General features: G+C 70.1%; 15 protein-coding genes. 9 read left to right on the top strand and 6 right to left on the bottom strand.

All coding sequences use genetic code 11. The features are described 5' to 3' along the window. Positions 1 to 52: 52 nt before the first annotated feature. From QMF80_RS24045 to dusB, 4 genes are all read right to left on the bottom strand, one after another. Positions 53 to 568, bottom strand: a complete 516-nt coding sequence (locus QMF80_RS24045; RefSeq protein WP_283456603.1) for a group III truncated hemoglobin — start codon at positions 566 to 568, stop codon at positions 53 to 55. Between the two features lie 100 nt (positions 569 to 668). Further along, positions 669 to 1,667: an ArsR/SmtB family transcription factor gene (locus QMF80_RS24040; protein WP_283456602.1), complete on the bottom strand. Its 999-nt coding sequence runs from the start codon at positions 1,665 to 1,667 to the stop codon at positions 669 to 671. 419 nt (positions 1,668 to 2,086) lie between these two features. Continuing rightward, positions 2,087 to 4,798: a pyruvate, phosphate dikinase gene (ppdK, locus tag QMF80_RS24035; RefSeq protein ID WP_283456600.1), complete on the bottom strand. Its 2,712-nt coding sequence runs from the start codon at positions 4,796 to 4,798 to the stop codon at positions 2,087 to 2,089. Between the two features lie 386 nt (positions 4,799 to 5,184). Next, the gene (dusB, locus tag QMF80_RS24030) at positions 5,185 to 6,327 is read right to left on the bottom strand and encodes a tRNA dihydrouridine synthase DusB (RefSeq protein WP_283456597.1); all 1,143 of its coding nucleotides are present in this window, start codon (positions 6,325 to 6,327) and stop codon (positions 5,185 to 5,187) included. A 64-nt stretch (positions 6,328 to 6,391) separates the two neighbouring features. Between dusB and QMF80_RS24025 the strand changes: the two genes are divergently transcribed. Beyond that, the gene (locus tag QMF80_RS24025; protein WP_283456595.1) at positions 6,392 to 7,825 is read left to right on the top strand and encodes an MFS transporter; all 1,434 of its coding nucleotides are present in this window, start codon (positions 6,392 to 6,394) and stop codon (positions 7,823 to 7,825) included. A gap of 78 nt (positions 7,826 to 7,903) precedes the next feature. On the opposite strand, the gene QMF80_RS24020 is transcribed toward QMF80_RS24025, so the two are convergent. Continuing rightward, positions 7,904 to 8,401: a MarR family winged helix-turn-helix transcriptional regulator gene (locus tag QMF80_RS24020; RefSeq protein WP_283456593.1), complete on the bottom strand. Its 498-nt coding sequence runs from the start codon at positions 8,399 to 8,401 to the stop codon at positions 7,904 to 7,906. A gap of 78 nt (positions 8,402 to 8,479) precedes the next feature. Between QMF80_RS24020 and QMF80_RS24015 the strand changes: the two genes are divergently transcribed. The 4 genes from QMF80_RS24015 to QMF80_RS24000 all read left to right on the top strand — a co-directional run bounded on the left by QMF80_RS24015 (position 8,480) and on the right by QMF80_RS24000 (position 11,491). After that, entirely contained in the window at positions 8,480 to 8,839 is a 360-nt protein-coding gene (locus tag QMF80_RS24015) for a DoxX family protein (protein WP_283456591.1), read from the top strand. Positions 8,840 to 8,913: 74 nt separating this feature from the next. Further along, positions 8,914 to 9,933, top strand: coding sequence for an aldo/keto reductase (locus QMF80_RS24010; protein WP_283456590.1), 1,020 nt, complete (start codon positions 8,914 to 8,916; stop codon positions 9,931 to 9,933). Positions 9,934 to 9,954: 21 nt separating this feature from the next. Further along, complete coding sequence (locus tag QMF80_RS24005; RefSeq protein ID WP_283456588.1) at positions 9,955 to 10,548, top strand: TetR/AcrR family transcriptional regulator; 594 nt, start codon at positions 9,955 to 9,957, stop codon at positions 10,546 to 10,548. A gap of 304 nt (positions 10,549 to 10,852) precedes the next feature. After that, entirely contained in the window at positions 10,853 to 11,491 is a 639-nt protein-coding gene (locus QMF80_RS24000) for a VC0807 family protein (protein WP_283456586.1), read from the top strand. Positions 11,492 to 11,565: 74 nt separating this feature from the next. Here the strand turns inward: QMF80_RS24000 and QMF80_RS23995 are convergent, their stop codons facing one another. Next, the gene (locus QMF80_RS23995) at positions 11,566 to 12,948 is read right to left on the bottom strand and encodes a glycine--tRNA ligase (RefSeq protein WP_283456584.1); all 1,383 of its coding nucleotides are present in this window, start codon (positions 12,946 to 12,948) and stop codon (positions 11,566 to 11,568) included. Positions 12,949 to 13,123: 175 nt separating this feature from the next. Here QMF80_RS23995 and QMF80_RS23990 point away from each other — a divergent pair, with 175 nt between their 5' ends. The 4 genes from QMF80_RS23990 (at position 13,124) to QMF80_RS23975 (ending at position 16,288) form a co-directional block, all read left to right on the top strand. Continuing rightward, the gene (locus QMF80_RS23990) at positions 13,124 to 14,086 is read left to right on the top strand and encodes a metal ABC transporter substrate-binding protein (protein ID WP_283456582.1); all 963 of its coding nucleotides are present in this window, start codon (positions 13,124 to 13,126) and stop codon (positions 14,084 to 14,086) included. 32 nt (positions 14,087 to 14,118) lie between these two features. Further along, the gene (locus tag QMF80_RS23985; RefSeq protein ID WP_283456580.1) at positions 14,119 to 14,913 is read left to right on the top strand and encodes a metal ABC transporter ATP-binding protein; all 795 of its coding nucleotides are present in this window, start codon (positions 14,119 to 14,121) and stop codon (positions 14,911 to 14,913) included. Further along, complete coding sequence (locus QMF80_RS23980) at positions 14,913 to 15,782, top strand: metal ABC transporter permease (protein WP_283456579.1); 870 nt, start codon at positions 14,913 to 14,915, stop codon at positions 15,780 to 15,782. The genes QMF80_RS23985 and QMF80_RS23980 overlap by 1 nt, the downstream gene beginning before the upstream one ends. A gap of 71 nt (positions 15,783 to 15,853) precedes the next feature. Then, the gene (locus tag QMF80_RS23975; protein WP_283456577.1) at positions 15,854 to 16,288 is read left to right on the top strand and encodes a Fur family transcriptional regulator; all 435 of its coding nucleotides are present in this window, start codon (positions 15,854 to 15,856) and stop codon (positions 16,286 to 16,288) included. Positions 16,289 to 16,437 lie beyond the last annotated feature (149 nt).

Genomic DNA, 16,437 nt, shown 5'->3' with positions numbered 1-16,437 from the left:
GGCGGGGCCGCCGCGAACTCATCGCTCCCCGCGAATTTTCTTTCCGGGAACCTCAGGCCGTGGGGCGCAGCTCCAGGACGGCCAGGGGGACGAAACCGGTGCCGTCGCCATCACCCGTTCCGTCCGCTCCGGCGAGCCGCTTGTGCAGGGAGACGGCCATCCGTTCGCCCTGCGCCTTGGCGCGCTCGGCGTTCGGTCCTCGGTACAGGCCGTCGATCGTGGCGCGCCACAGCTGCACCCAGCGGCCGAAGTCCCCGGCGGTCAGGGTGCGCGCGGCGTCGAGCGCGGCGTGCGGGGCGAAGGCGTCGCGCCGGTAGTCGGCGCCGCGGAACAGCGCGCGCTCCCAGAAGTCGGCGATCCGGGGCAGGTGGACCTCCAGGTCGGTGCCCGCGATCTCGGTGAAGAAGGGTCCGATCCGGGGATCGGCGAAGGCCGCCCCGTAGAAACGGCGCAACAGGACGTCGAGGTCGGCGCGACCCCGGATGTCGGCCTTGCCGGGACGGCCGCCGGGGCCGCGGTCCTGGCCGGCTTCGCGGTCCTGGGCGGCTTCACCACGAGTGGAGTCCATCACTCCACCATCCTCGCGCACCCGTCCCGGCTCCAGGGGCGCGAGTCCCCCCGTGCCCGGGAGCCCCAGCAGGGCACCCGGGCAAGGTCGCGCGGCGCGGTTACGAGGCCACCGCACCGCCCTTGAGCAGCGCCGCCCCCAGGGGGGTGACGGTGTGCAGCACGGCGCTGCCCCGGCGCAGGGTCGTGACCAGGCCCGCTTCCCGCATCACGCAGGCGTGCTGACTCGCCGAGGCCAGCGAGACCCCGGCCCGGCGGGCCAGCTCGCTGGTGGTGGCGCCGTCCCCGATGGCCCGCAGGACCACCGAGCGGGTGTGCCCGACCAGCTTGCCCAGGGTGCGCTGGCGCTGCTCCTCCACGGGCCGGGCCGCCTCGCCGCCGGTCTGGGCCGAGGTGAGCTGCGCGGCGGCCGGGTAGACCAGCACGGGCGGCAGTTCCGGGTCGTGCAGGGTCACCGCCGTGCGCCGGCAGAAGAAGGACGGCTGGAGCAGCAGCCCGCGGCCGCGCAGCCGGACGTCCCGGTCCACCGGGTAGTCGCACTCCAGGACCGGCGCCCGCCACCGCAGCATGGGCGGCAGGGAGGCCAGCAGCTCGTCGGCGCCGCCGTCGAGCAGCGCCCGGCCCCTGGCCGCCCGTTCGGCCTCGATCTGGGCCTGGATGTGCGTCCAGTACGGCTCCACGGCCGCCCGGTGGTACCCGCGCAGCTCGTCGAGCAGCCGCGGCAGGTGCCGGGCGGTGTCGTCGACGAAGTCCCGCAGCCGCAGCGAGGGCGGCGCGCCCCGGCCCAGCACCTGCAGCTCCCGGCGCATCCGCTCGGGCCTGATCCCGCGCAGCGCGTCGAGGCCCGTGTCCCATCCGTACTGACCCTCGACCGGAGTCAGGAAATCCGGGAAATAGCCGCGACTCGGTATGAGCGCGCCCAGCAAACGTGTTTCAGTATTCAACCGGCTCCGAGTTGTTGTACGCCATTCACCGAACAACCGGACATCGCGCCGGTCTCTTAAACGGTGAAAACTGAGAATCGTTTCCCACAACGCATCGGGACGCCCTGCCATCCGTACGCGTGCCAGGTCCACTCCAGTGAAATGGATACGAAGCACCGAACCCCCACCTGTGCAACCGCAATCCCCCCGCCTCACGAGTATGCATGCCGTCACACGACGTCACCACGCCCTTTCGGCCACAGTTGAAACCCCTTTCGGCGGGGGTGTGACAACCGAAATCCTGTACTCCGCCGGGCACACTCCGGCGCGACCGAAACGCTCCGCGAAGGCCGTGGGGGGCTTTGCGGGGCCTGGCGGTCGGTCGCACCGGGAAGCGCCGACGTGCCCGGCGGAATGACAGCAGGCGGTGGACGGGTGGGGATCCGTCCACCGCCTGCTGACGTAAGGATTCGTTGAAGAATTACCTTCTTCGACAAACAGGCGCGCCCGCCCCAGGGGAGTCAGGGATCCCCAGGGCGGGCGCGGTCTCAGGGTGGTCGGGCGCTCGGGCTCGTACGGACGCCGGGCCCGCCGGGTCAGCGGCTGTCGCTGCCCTTCGACTCGGCGGCGGCGCGGCCCGCTTCCAGGCGCGCCACCGGGATCCGGAAGGGCGAGCAGGAGACGTAGTCGAGGCCGACCTCGTGGAAGAAGTGCACCGACTCGGGGTCGCCGCCGTGCTCGCCGCAGACACCGAGTTTGAGGTCGGGGCGGGTGGCCCGGCCCGCCTGGACCGCGCTGCGCACCAGCGCGCCGACGCCGTCCCTGTCGATGGTCTCGAAGGGGGAGACCCCGAAGATGCCCTTCTCCAGGTAGGCGGTGAAGAAGCTGGCCTCGACGTCGTCGCGGGAGAAGCCCCACACGGTCTGGGTCAGGTCGTTCGTACCGAAGGAGAAGAACTGCGCGGCCTCGGCGATCTGACCGGCGGTCAGCGCGGCGCGGGGCAGCTCGATCATCGTGCCGATGGTCAGCTTGAGGTTCGTGCCGGTGGCGGCCTCCACCTCGGCGATGACCTGGTCGGCCTCCTCGCGGACGATCTCCAGCTCCTGGACAGTGCCCACGAGCGGGACCATGATCTCGGCGCGCGGGTCGCCCTTGGCGTTCTTGCGCTCGGCCGCGGCCTCGGCGATCGCCCGTACCTGCATGGCGAACAGACCGGGGATGACCAGGCCCAGGCGGACACCGCGCAGACCCAGCATCGGGTTCTGCTCGTGCAGCTTGTGGACGGCCTGGAGCAGGCGCAGGTCGTTCTCGTTGGCGTCCTTGCGGGACTCGGCGAGGGCGACGCGCACCGACAGCTCGGTGATGTCGGGCAGGAACTCGTGCAGCGGCGGGTCGAGCAGGCGGACGGTGACGGGCAGCCCGTCCATCGCCTCGAACAGCTCGACGAAGTCCTTCTTCTGGAGCGGCAGGAGGGCACTCAGTGCCTCCTCCCGCTCCTTGTCGGTGTCCGCGAGGATCAGGTGCTCGACCAGTTCGCGGCGCTCGCCGAGGAACATGTGCTCGGTGCGGCACAGGCCGATGCCCTGGGCGCCGAAGCGGCGGGCGCGCAGCGCGTCCTCGGCGTTGTCGGCGTTGGCGCGCACCCGCAGGCGACGGACCCGGTCCGCGTAGGCCATGATCCGGTGCACGGCGGCGACCAGTTCGTCGGCGTCGTCGGCACCCGCGTGCATGCGGCCCTCGAAGTACTCGACGACCGGGGACGGTACGACGGGTACCTCGCCCAGGTACACCTTGCCGGTGGAGCCGTCGACCGAGACCAGGTCGCCCTCCTCGACGACCACGCCGGAGGCGGTGGTCATCCGGCGGCGCTTGGTGTCGACCTCCAGCTCCTCGGCTCCGCAGACACAGGTCTTGCCCATGCCGCGGGCGACGACGGCCGCGTGCGAGGTCTTGCCGCCGCGCGAGGTCAGGATGCCCTCGGCGGCGATCATGCCGTCGAGGTCGTCGGGGTTGGTCTCGCGGCGGATCAGGATGACCCGCTCGCCGGAGCGGGACCACTTGACGGCCGTGTAGGAGTCGAAGACGGCCTTGCCGACGGCCGCGCCCGGGGAGGCGGCGATGCCCCGCCCGATCAGCTCCGTCGCGGCCTCGTCGTCGAAGCGCGGGAACATCAGCTGCGCGAGCTGGGCGCCGTTGACCCGCTGGAGGGCCTCGGCCTCGTCGATCAGGCCCTGGTCGACGAGCTGCGTGGCGATGCGGAAGGCGGCGCCCGCGGTGCGCTTGCCGACGCGGGTCTGCAGCATCCACAGCTGGCCGCGCTCGATGGTGAACTCGATGTCGCACAGGTCCTTGTAGTGCGTTTCGAGGGTCTCCATGATCTGCATGAGCTGGTCGTACGACGCCTTGTCGATCGACTCGAGCTCCGCGAGCGGGACCGTGTTGCGGATGCCCGCGACGACGTCCTCGCCCTGCGCGTTCGTCAGGTAGTCGCCGTAGACGCCCTGGTGGCCGCTGGCCGGGTCACGGGTGAAGGCGACGCCGGTGCCCGAGTCGGGGCCGAGGTTGCCGAAGACCATGGAGCAGATGTTGACGGCCGTGCCGAGGTCGCCGGGGATGCGCTCCTGGCGGCGGTAGAGCTTGGCGCGGTCGGTGTTCCAGGAGTCGAAGACCGCGTTGACGGCGAGGTCCATCTGCTCGCGGGGGTCCTGCGGGAACTCGCGGCCCGCCTGCTTCGCGACGATCTTCTTGAAGCGCGTGACGAGCTTCTTGAGGTCGGCGGCGTCGAGGTCGGTGTCGACGGTGACCTGCTTGGCGGCCTTGGCCTCGTCGAGGGCGTCCTCGAAGAGCTCGCCGTCGACGCCGAGGACGGTCTTGCCGAACATCTGGATGAGGCGGCGGTACGAGTCCCAGGCGAAGCGGTCGTTGCCCGCCTGGGCGGCGAGGCCCTTCACGGACACGTCGGACAGGCCGATGTTGAGGACCGTGTCCATCATGCCGGGCATCGAGAACTTGGCGCCGGACCGCACGGAGACCAGCAGTGGGTCGTCGGACTGGCCGAGCTTCTTGCCCATCTTCGCTTCGAGGGCGGCCAGGTGGGCGCTCACCTCGTCGCGCAGCTCGGCCGGGGCCTCGCCGCTCTCCAGGTAGACCTTGCAGGCCTCGGTGGTGATGGTGAAGCCGGGAGGGACGGGGAGACCAAGGTTGGTCATCTCGGCGAGGTTGGCCCCCTTGCCGCCGAGAAGGTCCTTGAGGTCCCGGTTGCCCTCAGTGAAGTCGTAGACGAACTTCTGATCTTTGTTTTCCGACACGGGTCTCGACTCCTCGAGGACTCGGTGGCTGCCCTGACGGCCAGGAACATACCCAGATCGAAGGCTTATGGGTACGTCCACTTGGCGGTCACATGGCTGTAACCACCCGGGCGCCAGCAGATCGAAAGTAACTCGCGGGTAGCTGGAACGTACGAGGAGCCTTCACCTCCCGAAGCCGGAAGGCACTACTGCGGCTTGCTTGTGCTCGGATGAGCGATCATCGATACATTTGCGTTCAAGTCTTGAACGCACAAAGGGTGGCACCCAGTGCCACCCTTTGAGAATTTTAGCCGTGATGGTTGCGCTCATGTGAGCGCAACCCCACCCATGCGTGGCGTATCTCACGCCGATCCAGGAGCCCCGGAAGGGGTCGGGAAGGCCGTTTCTCAGCCGCCGGAGGTATCCAGCTCGGCTTCCTCGCCCACTCCGGCGCAGTCGTAGGGATCCTTCAGCCAGCCCTCGGGCAGGACAACTCGGTTGTTTCCGGACGTCCTGCCGCGCGGACCGTCCGCGCTCTCCGGCCAGGGCTGATCCAGGTCCAGCTCGCTCAGATGAGCGTCGAGCTCGGCCAGGGACGAGGTGACGGCGAGCTTCTGCCGCATCTCCGAGCCGATGGAGAAGCCCTTGGTGTACCAGGCCACGTGCTTACGGAAGTCGATCACCCCGCGCGCCTCGTCGCCGATCCACTCCCCCAGCAGCTGCGCGTGCCGGTGCATGGTGGCCGCGACCTCGCGCAGCGTGGGCTTGTGGAAGTCCTCGGGGCGCCCCTCGAAGGCCGCCACGAGGTCGTTGAACAGCCACGGCCGCCCCAGGCAGCCGCGCCCCACGACCACGCCGTCGCAGCCGGTCTCGCGGACCATGCGCAGCGCGTCCTCGGCGCACCAGATGTCACCGTTGCCGAGCACCGGGATCTCGGGCACGTGCTCCTTGAGGCGCGCGATGGCCTCCCAGTCGGCGGTGCCGCCGTAGTGCTGGGCGGTGGTGCGCCCGTGGAGGGCGATGGCGGTGACGCCCTCCTCGACGGCGATCCGGCCCGCGTCGAGGTAGGTGAGGTGCTCGTCGTTGATGCCCTTGCGCATCTTCATCGTCACCGGCACGTCACCGGCGCCCGCGACCGCCTCGCGCAGGATCGCGCGCAGCAGGTTCCGCTTGTACGGGAGGGCCGAGCCGCCGCCCTTGCGGGTCACCTTGGGGACCGGGCAGCCGAAGTTGAGGTCGATGTGGTCGGCGCGGTCCTCCTCGACGATCATCCGGACCGCCTTGCCGACCGTGCCCGGGTCGACCCCGTACAGCTGTATCGAACGGGGCTTCTCGGTCGCGTCGAAGTGGATCAGCTGCATGGTCTTCTCGTTGCGCTCGACCAGCGCGCGCGTCGTGATCATCTCGCTCACGAAGAGTCCCTTGCCACCCGAGAACTCGCGGCAGAGGGTGCGGAACGGGGCGTTGGTGATGCCGGCCATCGGCGCGAGCACCACCGGGGGCTGCACGGTGTGCGGGCCGATCGCGAGGGGCGGGGGGAGCGTGGTCATCCCCCCATTGTCGCGCAGCCCGGACCCGGCACGCGATTGTTTAGTTAGGCGTACTATCGGCATCATGCCCGACTTGAGCCCCAGGCGCCGCATGCTCATCCTGGCCATCTGCTGCATGAGCCTGCTGATCGTGAGCCTCGACAACACCGTCCTGAACGTCGCCCTCCCCTCCATGCGCCGCGAACTGGGCGCATCGGTCTCGGGGATGCAGTGGACGATCGACGCGTACACCCTGGTCCTGGCCTCGCTGCTGATGCTCGCGGGTTCCACGGCGGACCGGATCGGCCGCCGCAAGGTCTTCACGGCCGGGCTCGTCCTCTTCACCGCGGGCTCGCTGCTGTGCTCACTGGCCCCCAGCCTGGAATGGCTGGTCGCCTTCCGCATGGTCCAGGCCGTCGGCGGCTCGATGCTCAACCCGGTCGCGATGTCGATCATCACCAACACCTTCACCGACCCGAAGGAACGCGCCCGCGCCATCGGCGTCTGGGGCGGGGTCGTCGGCATCTCCATGGCCGCGGGCCCGCTGATCGGCGGGCTGCTGGTCGACTCGGTCGGCTGGCGCTCGATCTTCTGGGTCAACCTCCCGGTCGGCATCCTCGCGCTGGCCCTCACCCTGCGCTATGTCCCCGAGTCCCGCGCCGCCCGGCCGCGCCGCCCGGACCACGTGGGCCAGCTCCTCGTCATGCTGCTGCTCGGCTCGCTCACGTACGGGATCATCGAGGCGCCCAGCGCGGGGTGGACCAGCCCGCTGATCCTCGGCTGCGCGGCACTGGCCGTCTGCTCCCTGGTCGGGCTGCTCGGCTACGAACCCCGGCGGCCCGAACCGCTGATCGACCCCCGGTTCTTCCGGAGCGCGCCCTTCAGCGGGGCGACGGTGATCGCGGTGAGCGCCTTCGCGGCACTGTCCGGGTTCCTCTTCCTCAACACCCTGTACCTCCAGGAGGTGCGCGGGCTCAGCGCCCTGCACGCCGGGCTCTACATGCTCCCGATGGCCGCCCCGACCTTCCTGTTCGCCCCGATCTCGGGGCGCCTGGTGGCCACGCGCGGGCCGCGGCTGCCGCTGCTGGTCGCGGGGGTCACCATGGGCGCGAGCGGGCTGCTCTTCGCCGCCTTCTCCGCCGCGTCCTCGACCCCGCTGCTGTTCACCGGGTACCTGCTCTTCGGCATCGGCTTCGGCATGGTCAACGCGCCCATCACCAACACCGCCGTCTCCGGGATGCCCCTCTCCCAGGCCGGGGTGGCGGCCGCGGTCGCCTCCACCAGCCGCCAGACCGGCGGCACCCTCGGGGTCGCGGTGATCGGCGCGGTCCTCGCCGCCGGGCTGGCCGGGCACACCTACACGGCGACGGCCTTCGCGGACGCGGCCCGCCCGGCCTGGTGGATCATCACGGCCTGCGGCCTGGCGGTCCTCGCCGTGGGCACCCTGACCAGCGGCCGCTGGGCCCGCGCCACGGCCATCCGCACGTCACGCACGCTGGAGAAGGTCTCGGCGTCCTGACAGGGGTGGCCGCCCGAGGCCGGGCCGTCCGAGGCCCGGCCGCCCACGGCCCGTCGCCTCAGGCCCGGCCGTCCCCGGCTATTCGCCGCAGGTGAAGTCTTCGGCGTTCGAGTCGATCCGGTTCAGGAGGCCGCGCAGCGTGTCGCGGTCCTGGGGCGAGAGGGCCGCGAAGAGCACGCGCTCCAGCCCGTCGAGCGCGGCGTTCGTCGTGCGGAGCGCGGCCGAGCCGGCCGGGGTGATGGCCACGTTGTGGCGGCGCCGGTCGGCGGGGTCACGGCGGCGTTCCACCAGGGCCTCGCGCTCCAGGTCGTTGAGGATGCCGACCAGGACGCTGGGGTCGACCTCCAGCCGCTCGGCGAGGGCCCGCTGGCTCACGGGACCGCCGTCCAGGTGCATCAGGGTCATGGCGTGCCGGGGGGTGAGGCCCGCGTCGTTGAGCGCCTTGCGCATCCGGGTCTCGGTGGCCGATCCGTGCCAGGCCAGCAGCATCCCGAGGCGCTGCGTCGCGCCCGCGCCGTCCTCGCCGTCGGCGACGTCCGCGCCGTGCTGTGCGTCCCTGGCGTCCTGAGCGGTCATCTCCATACCGTAACAGTCGGAAAATGATTGGATTCGGTCGATCGTTGATGGTGTTCAATGATTCCAATACCCCGACCGTTGGAGTGCCTCACGTTCATCGCCTACGCCATCACCGCCACCCTGCTCGCCCTCGCCCTCACCGCCTCCGCCACCTTCACCCTGCGCCGGGCCGAGCAGGTGGTGGGCGGGATGCGCGAGATGGGCGTCCCCGACTCCTGGTTCCCGCGACTGGCGACACTGAAGGCCGCCGGGGCGCTGGGCCTGATCGGAGGACTCTGGTTCGCGCCGCTCGGCACGGCCGCCGCGACCGGGGTGATCCTCTACTTCATCGGCGCTCTCATCACCCACCTGCGGGCCAAGGACTACGCACTCGCCCCGGCGGCCGTCCTGACGCTCATCGCGGTGGCGGCCCTGGCGCTGCGCATCGCCTCCGCCTGACCCGTACGAGTGATCCACGGGAATGACGGGTGACAGATATTGATATCTGTCACCCGTCATGCCATTCTCGTTCCATGACCAAGAACGCGAACAGCCCGCGCACCCTGGGCACCACCGGCCCGTCCGTCCACCCGCTCGGTCTCGGCTGCATGGGCATGTCCGCCCTGTACGGCGAAGCCGACCGGGCCGAGTCCATCGCCACCGTCCACGCCGCCCTCGACGCGGGCGTCACCCTCCTGGACACCGGCGACTTCTATGGCATGGGGCACAACGAACTCCTGATCAACGAAGCCCTCCGCACCGCACCGGCCGCCACCCGCGACCGGGCCCTCACCAGCGTCAAGTTCGGCGCGCTGCGCACGGTCGAGGGCGGCTTCACCGGGTACGACGGCCGCCCCGCGGCCGTGAAGAACTTCCTGGCGTATTCGCTCCAGCGCCTCGGCCGGGACCACATCGACATCTACCGGATCGCCCGGGTCGACCCGGACGTCCCGATCGAGGAGACCGTCGGGGCCATCGCCGAGGCGGTCCAGGCGGGGCACGTCCGGCACATCGGGCTCTCCGAGGTCGGCGCCGACACCCTGCGCCGGGCCGCGGCCGTGGCGCCGATCGCCGACCTCCAGATCGAGTACTCCCTGATCTCGCGCGGCATCGAGGAGGAGATCCTGCCCACCGCCCGCGAGCTGGGCATCGGCATCACGGCGTACGGGGTGCTCTCCCGGGGCCTGATCAGCGGCCACTTCGGCCGCGACCGCTCGCTCGCCCCCGGGGACTTCCGCGGGATGAGCCCCCGCTTCCAGGGGGACAACCTGCACCGCAACCTCGACCTGGTCGACGCCCTGCGCAAGGTCGCCGAGGGCAAGGGAGTGAGCGTGGCCCAGACTGCCATCGCCTGGGTGCTCTCGCGCGGCGAGGACATCGTCCCCCTGGTGGGAGCGCGCAGCCGGGTCCGGCTGGAGGAGGCCCTGGGCGCCCTCGACGTCGACCTCACCCCCGCGGACCTGGCCGCGATCGAGGCGGCCGTCCCCGCCGGGGCCGCGTCGGGCGACCGGTATCCGGCGGCGCAGATGGCCCACCTGGACAGTGAGCACTGAGCTGCCGGTACGGTCGTCGACATGCCCCCCGCAGCTGCCGAACCCCTTACTCCCGAGCGCATCCTCGAAACCACCGAGGAGGTGCTGCGCCGCTTCGGCCCCACGAAGGCGACCGTGGTGGACGTGGCGCGCGCCCTCGGGGTCAGCCATGGCAGCGTCTACCGGCACTTCCCGTCGAAGGCGGCGCTGCGCGAGGCGGTCACCGACCGCTGGCTCGCCCGGAACGTCCTCACGCTGGAGGAGATCGCCTCGGCCCCCGCCGAAAGCGCCCCCTCCAAACTGGAGGCCTGGCTGGAGGCCCTCTTCGAGTCCAAGCGCCACAAGGCGGGCGACGACCCCGAGCTGTTCGCGACGTACACCGTGCTGCTCGCCGAGCACAGCGGCGTGGTGGACTCGCACCTGAACCAGTTGGTCGACCAACTGGACCGGATCATCGCCGAGGGCGTGGCCGCCGGATCACTGGCGGCGCCGGACGTACCGGCCGCCGCCCGCGCGGTCTTCAACGCCACCGGCCGGTTCCACGATCCGCAGTACGCGGCGGAGTGGCTCTCGCCGACCATCCTGACCGAGTTCGAGGCCGTCACCGCGCTCATCGTCCGGGGCCTGCGCGCCTGAGTCCCCGGAGGCCGGAACCATCGGACGCCGGAACCCCCGGACGCCTGAACGCTCGTCCACTCGTCCGCTCGTCCACTCGTCCGCTCCAAGGACCGTGTGCCGCTGGCCGGAATAGGGCGGTCCGGACAGCTTGGTGATCATTTTGGGCGGCATTCCATTGCCCCGCCACCGCATCCTCCTTACGTTCCCCTTACCGCACTTCAGCAGGTACGCATCAGGGGGAACGTTGTCCGCTCAAGAAGCACCCGTATCTCGGTCCACACCACCCGCCCGGTCCGGCTCGGCGACCGCCATCGGCTGGATCATGACCATCGCCTTCAACGTGGTCGCGCCGATCCTCACGTACAACATCCTCACCGGGCGGGACTGGAGCGAGTTCAGCGCACTGCTGCTCAGCAGCGCCTGGCCGGTGGTCGATTCCATCGTCACGCTCGCCTGGCGCCGCCACATCGACGAGTTCGCCATCGTCACCCTGGTGTTCCTGGTGATCACCGCGTTCGTCACCCTGGTCGGCACGCACTCGGCCCGCGCCCTGCTCATCAAGGACTCGGCCGTGACCGGCCTGTTCGGCACCCTGTGCGTGGCCACACTGCTCGCGCCCCGGCCACTGATGTTCTACTTCGGCCGGAAGTTCGGCACCGACGGCACCCCCCAGGGCGTGGCGCACTTCAACGGCCTGTGGCAGTACCCCGATTTCCGCAAGGCGATGCGGCGGATGACCACCGTCTGGGGCGTGGCCTACCTGTTCGAGGCCGCGCTGCGCGTGGTCCTGGCGTACAGCCTGACCACCGACACCATGGTGGTCCTCAGCCCGGTCCTGATCTACGGGTTCCTCGTCGCCCTGATCTTCTGGACCGTCCGCTTCTCGAAGCGGACCCAGGCCGAGGGTGAGGCCAGGGCCGCGGCGCTGGCGGCGCGCGGGGGCGCCCCCGCCACCGCCTGACCCGCGGGACCGCGTCAAACAGGGGCGGCCCCGGGCGCGTTGCTCACCGGGCCGCCCTCGTCGTGGCCGATCCGCTAGCAGCCCAGCAGACGGCTGCCGAGGTAGCTCTGGATCTGGTCCAGGGAGACGCGCTCCTGCTTCATGGTGTCGCGCTCGCGCACGGTCACCGCGTTGTCGTCCAGGGTGTCGAAGTCGACGGTGACGCAGAACGGCGTACCGATCTCGTCCTGGCGGCGGTAGCGGCGGCCGATGGCGCCCGCATCGTCGAACTCGATGTTCCAGTTCTTGCGCAGGTCGGCGGCGAGGCCCTTGGCCTTCGGCGACAGCTGCGGGTTCCGGGACAGCGGCAGGACGGCGACCTTGATCGGGGCCAGGCGCGGGTCGAGGCGCATCACGGTGCGCTTCTCCATGACGCCCTTGGCGTTCGGCGCCTCGTCCTCGTTGTACGCGTCGAGCATGAAGGCGAGCATGGCGCGGTTGACACCGGCCGCGGGCTCGATGACGTACGGGGTGTAGCGCTCGCCGGCCTCCTGGTCGAAGTACGTGAGGTCCTGGCCGGAGGCGGCGGAGTGCGCCTTGAGGTCGAAGTCGGTGCGGTTGGCCACACCCTCCAGCTCGGAGAACTCATTGCCACCGAAGTTGAAGCGGTACTCGATGTCGGCGGTGCGCTTCGAGTAGTGCGACAGCTTGTCCTTCGGGTGGTCGTACCAGCGGATGTTCTCCTCGCGGAGACCGAGGTCGCGGTACCAGTTCCACCGCTCCTGCATCCAGTACTCCTGCCACTGCTCGTCCTCGCCCGGCTTGACGAAGAACTCCATCTCCATCTGCTCGAACTCGCGCGTGCGGAAGATGAAGTTGCCGGGCGTGATCTCGTTGCGGAAGGACTTGCCCATCTGGGCGATGCCGAACGGGGGCTTCTTGCGGGAAGTCGTCTGCACCTGGGCGAAGTTGGTGAAGATGCCCTGCGCGGTCTCGGGCCGCAGGTACGCGATGGAACCGGCGTCCTGGGTCGGGCCGAGGTGCGTCTGGAGCATGCCCGAGAACTGCTTGGGCTCGGTGAACTGACCCTTGTTGCCGCAGTTCGGGCAGTTGATGTCGGCCAGGCCGTTGGCGGGGAGGCGGTTGTGCTTGGCCTCGTACGCCTCTTCCAAGTGGTCGGCGCGGTAGCGCTTGTGACAGGAGGTGCACTCGGTCAGCGGGTCCGAGAAGGTCGCGACGTGGCCCGAGGCCTCCCAGACCTCACGGGCCAGGATCACGGAGGAGTCGATACCGACAATGTCCTCACGGCCGGTGACCATCGAACGCCACCACTGGCGCTTGATGTTCTCCTTCAGCTCGACACCCAGCGGGCCGTAGTCCCAGGCAGCCCTGGAGCCACCGTAGATCTCACTGCACGGGTAGACGAAGCCACGGCGCTTGCTGAGGCTGACGATGGACTCGATCTTGTCGGCGGCCACGGTGCTCTCTTCATTACGAGGACGAACGGCGAAGCCTTTAGGTTACCGGCGCCCGTACCCCCACCTTCAAATCGGATCCCCCCTTACGCGAGGACCGCGCACCGGCCGGGTGCCGAGGGCGGCCCCTCACCAGGCTTGTTGACAATCGTTTCCATCTTTGATGAAAATGGATGTCATGAACGTACGACGCCTCATACCCACCGCCGCCCTCGCCACCGCCGTCGCCCTCGGCGCCGCGGCGCTGACCGCCTGCTCCGGCGCCTCCGCCGCGGGATCCGGCAAGGACGGCAAGCTCGACGTCATGGCGTCGTTCTACCCGATGCAGTTCCTCGCCGAGCGGATCGGCAAGGACCACGTGAAGGTCGAGTCCCTGACCAAGCCTGGCGTCGAACCTCACGACCTGGAGATCACCCCCCAGCAGACCGGCAAGCTGGGCGAGGCCGACCTGGTCCTCTACCTCAAGACCCTGCAGCCCGCCGTCGACAAGGCCGTGGAGCAGACCCCCGCCAAGAACGTCGTCGACGCCGCCGCCCTCACCAAGCTGGAGGTGCACGGCGCCTCCGGCCACGACCACGCCGAGGACGAGGCGGACCACGGCCACAGCCACGGCGAGTCCGGCGAGGACCCGCACGTCTGGCTCGACCCGGTCAAGTACGCGGAGATCGCCAAGGGTGTCGGCGCCGCCCTGGAGAAGGCCGACCCCGACCACTCCGCGGACTACAAGAAGAACACCGACGACCTGGTGGCCGAGCTGACAGCGCTGGACACCGAGTTCAAGGACGGCCTGAAGAACACGGCCACCAAGACCTTCATCACCACGCACTCCGCCTTCGGATACCTCTCCGCTCGCTACGAGCTCGACCAGGAGGGCATCTCCGGCGTCGACCCCGAGTCCGAGCCGACCCCCGCCCGGATGAAGGAACTCCAGGACGTCGCGAAGAAGGACAATGTGACGACCGTGTTCTTCGAGGCGCTGGCCAGCGACAAGACCGCCAAGAGCCTCGCCCGCGACACGGGCCTGAAAACCGACGTCCTCGACCCGGTCGAGGGAATCACCGACGCGTCCCAGGGCGCTGACTACTTCGCGATCATGCGGTCCAACCTCAAGAACCTGCAGAAGGCGCTCGGCAACAAGTAATGGCAGCAGTAGCAGCAACGGAGGCGCGAGCCATGGAGTCCACGGCAGCCGCGACAGCGGCGGAGCAGCCCGTCATATCCCTGCGCGGGGCCACGGCCACGCTCGGCTCGCGCCCCGTGCTGCGCGGGGTCGACCTCACCGTCCGGCGCGGCGAGGTCGTCGCCCTGCTCGGCGCCAACGGCTCCGGCAAGTCCACGGCCGTCCGCGCCGTCGTCGGCCAGGTCCCGCTGAGCGCGGGCACGCTCTCCCTCTTCGGCACGGACTTCAAGCGCTTCCGGCAGTGGTCGCGCATCGGGTACGTCCCCCAGCGCACCACCGCCGCCAGCGGCGTCCCGGCCACCGTCCGCGAGGTCGTCTCCGCCGGACGCCTGGCCCGCACCCGCTTCGGGATCCTGCGCAAGGACGACCGTAAGGCCGTGGAGCGCGCGCTGGCCCTCGTCGACATGGACGGGTACGCCGACGCCTCGGTCAACGCCCTCTCCGGCGGCCAGCACCAGCGCGTCCTCATAGCCCGGGCGCTCGCCGTGGAACCCGAGCTGCTGATCATGGACGAGCCGATGGCCGGCGTCGACCTCGCCAACCAGGAGGTCCTCGCCAACGCACTGCGCCGCCAGGTCGAGGCCGGGACCACCGTCCTGCTCGTCCTGCACGAGCTGGGCCCGCTGGAGCCCCTGATCGGCCGGGCCGTCGTCCTGCGCGACGGCTGCGTCATGCACGACGGGCCGCCCCCCGAGGCCCTGGGCCAGCACGCCCTGCCCGGCCACGACCACGTACACCCCCACGCGGCCCACGACGCCGAACCGATCCGGACGGGACTGCTGAGCTGATGGACCTCCTCACCTACGCCTTCATGCAGCGGGCCCTGATCGCGGCGGCCCTCGTCGGGATCACCGCCCCCGCCATCGGCACGTACCTCGTCCAGCGCCGCCAGGCGGTCATGGGAGACGGCCTCGGCCACGTCGCCATGACCGGGGTCGCCCTCGGCTTCCTGCTCCAGACCAGCCCCGTCTGGATGGCCACGCTGGTCGCCGTCGTCGGCGCCGTCGGCATGGAGCTCATCCGCTCGCGCGGCAAGACCAGCGGGGACGTCGCGCTCGCGATGCTCTTCTACGGCGGCCTCGCGGGCGGCGTGATGATCATCAACATGGCGCCGGGCGGCTCCACCGCCAAACTGCTGGGCCCGATGTTCGGCTCGATCACCACGGTCACGCCCGAGGACATCACCGCCATGGCGGTCCTCGCCGCCTTCGTCATCGCCGTCACCATCGGCCTGCGCCGCCAGCTGTTCGCCGTCTGCCAGGACGAGGAGTTCGCCCGGGTCACCGGCCTGCCGGTGCGCCTCCTGAACCTGCTGATCGCGATCACCGCCGCGGTCACCGTCACCGTCGCCATGCGCATCGTCGGCCTGCTGCTCGTCAGCGCCATGATGGTGATCCCCGTCGCGGCCGCCCAGCGGCTCACCCGCGGCTTCGCCGCCACCCTCGGGCTCGCCATCGCGATGAGCCTCACCATCTCGCTGACCGGCACCGCGGCGACGTACTACATCGATGTCCCCTCGGGCGCCACGATCGTGCTCCTCGCCATCGGCGTCTTCCTGGTGCTGTCCCTGATCTCCACCCCGCTCGCCAACCGGCGGGCCCGGGCCGCGCGGGCCGCGGAGCAGGTCTGCACACGGGACGGCGTGACGGCGCAGTAGCCCTCCGGACGGGGCATCAGGCACCGGCGGGCTGGCACAATGACTCGACGGCCCGATATGAGGAGGACCCGGTGGCGACTGCCCCTGGCGAGATGAATACCGCGCCAGTACGAGGGCGCTCGACCCGGCAGCGGGCCGCCGTCGCGGCGGCGCTGGACGAGGTGGACGAGTTCCGCAGCGCCCAAGAGCTGCACGACATGCTCAAGCACCGCGGCGACTCCGTGGGCCTGACCACCGTCTACCGCACCCTGCAGTCCCTGGCCGACGCCGGCGAGGTCGACGTCCTGCGCACCAGCGACGGCGAATCCGTCTACCGGCGCTGCTCCACCGGCGAGCACCACCACCACCTGGTCTGCCGCAAGTGCGGCAAGGCCGTGGAGGTCGAGGGCCCGGCGGTGGAGAAGTGGGCCGAGACGATCGCGGCCGAGCACGGCTTCGTGAACGTCGCGCACACCGTGGAGATCTTCGGCACCTGCGCGGACTGCGCGGCGGCCGCCTCCGCCTAGGGCGCCCCGCCCCCGGCCTTCTCTAGATGAATGAGTCCAAGGGATGGCCTGCGGACATGGCACGAGGGCGTCCAGTGTCGATGTGTGAAGAACGACGTGAACACCCTCGCAACAGCACTCTATGCCCGGATCGATGACGAGTTGAAGGC

The sequence above is a fragment of the Streptomyces sp. G-G2 genome (assembly GCF_030063135.1).
Lineage (GTDB): Bacteria > Actinomycetota > Actinomycetes > Streptomycetales > Streptomycetaceae > Streptomyces.
Note: the sequence above shows the minus strand (reverse complement) of the source record. Positions and strands in the feature narration are given on the sequence as shown.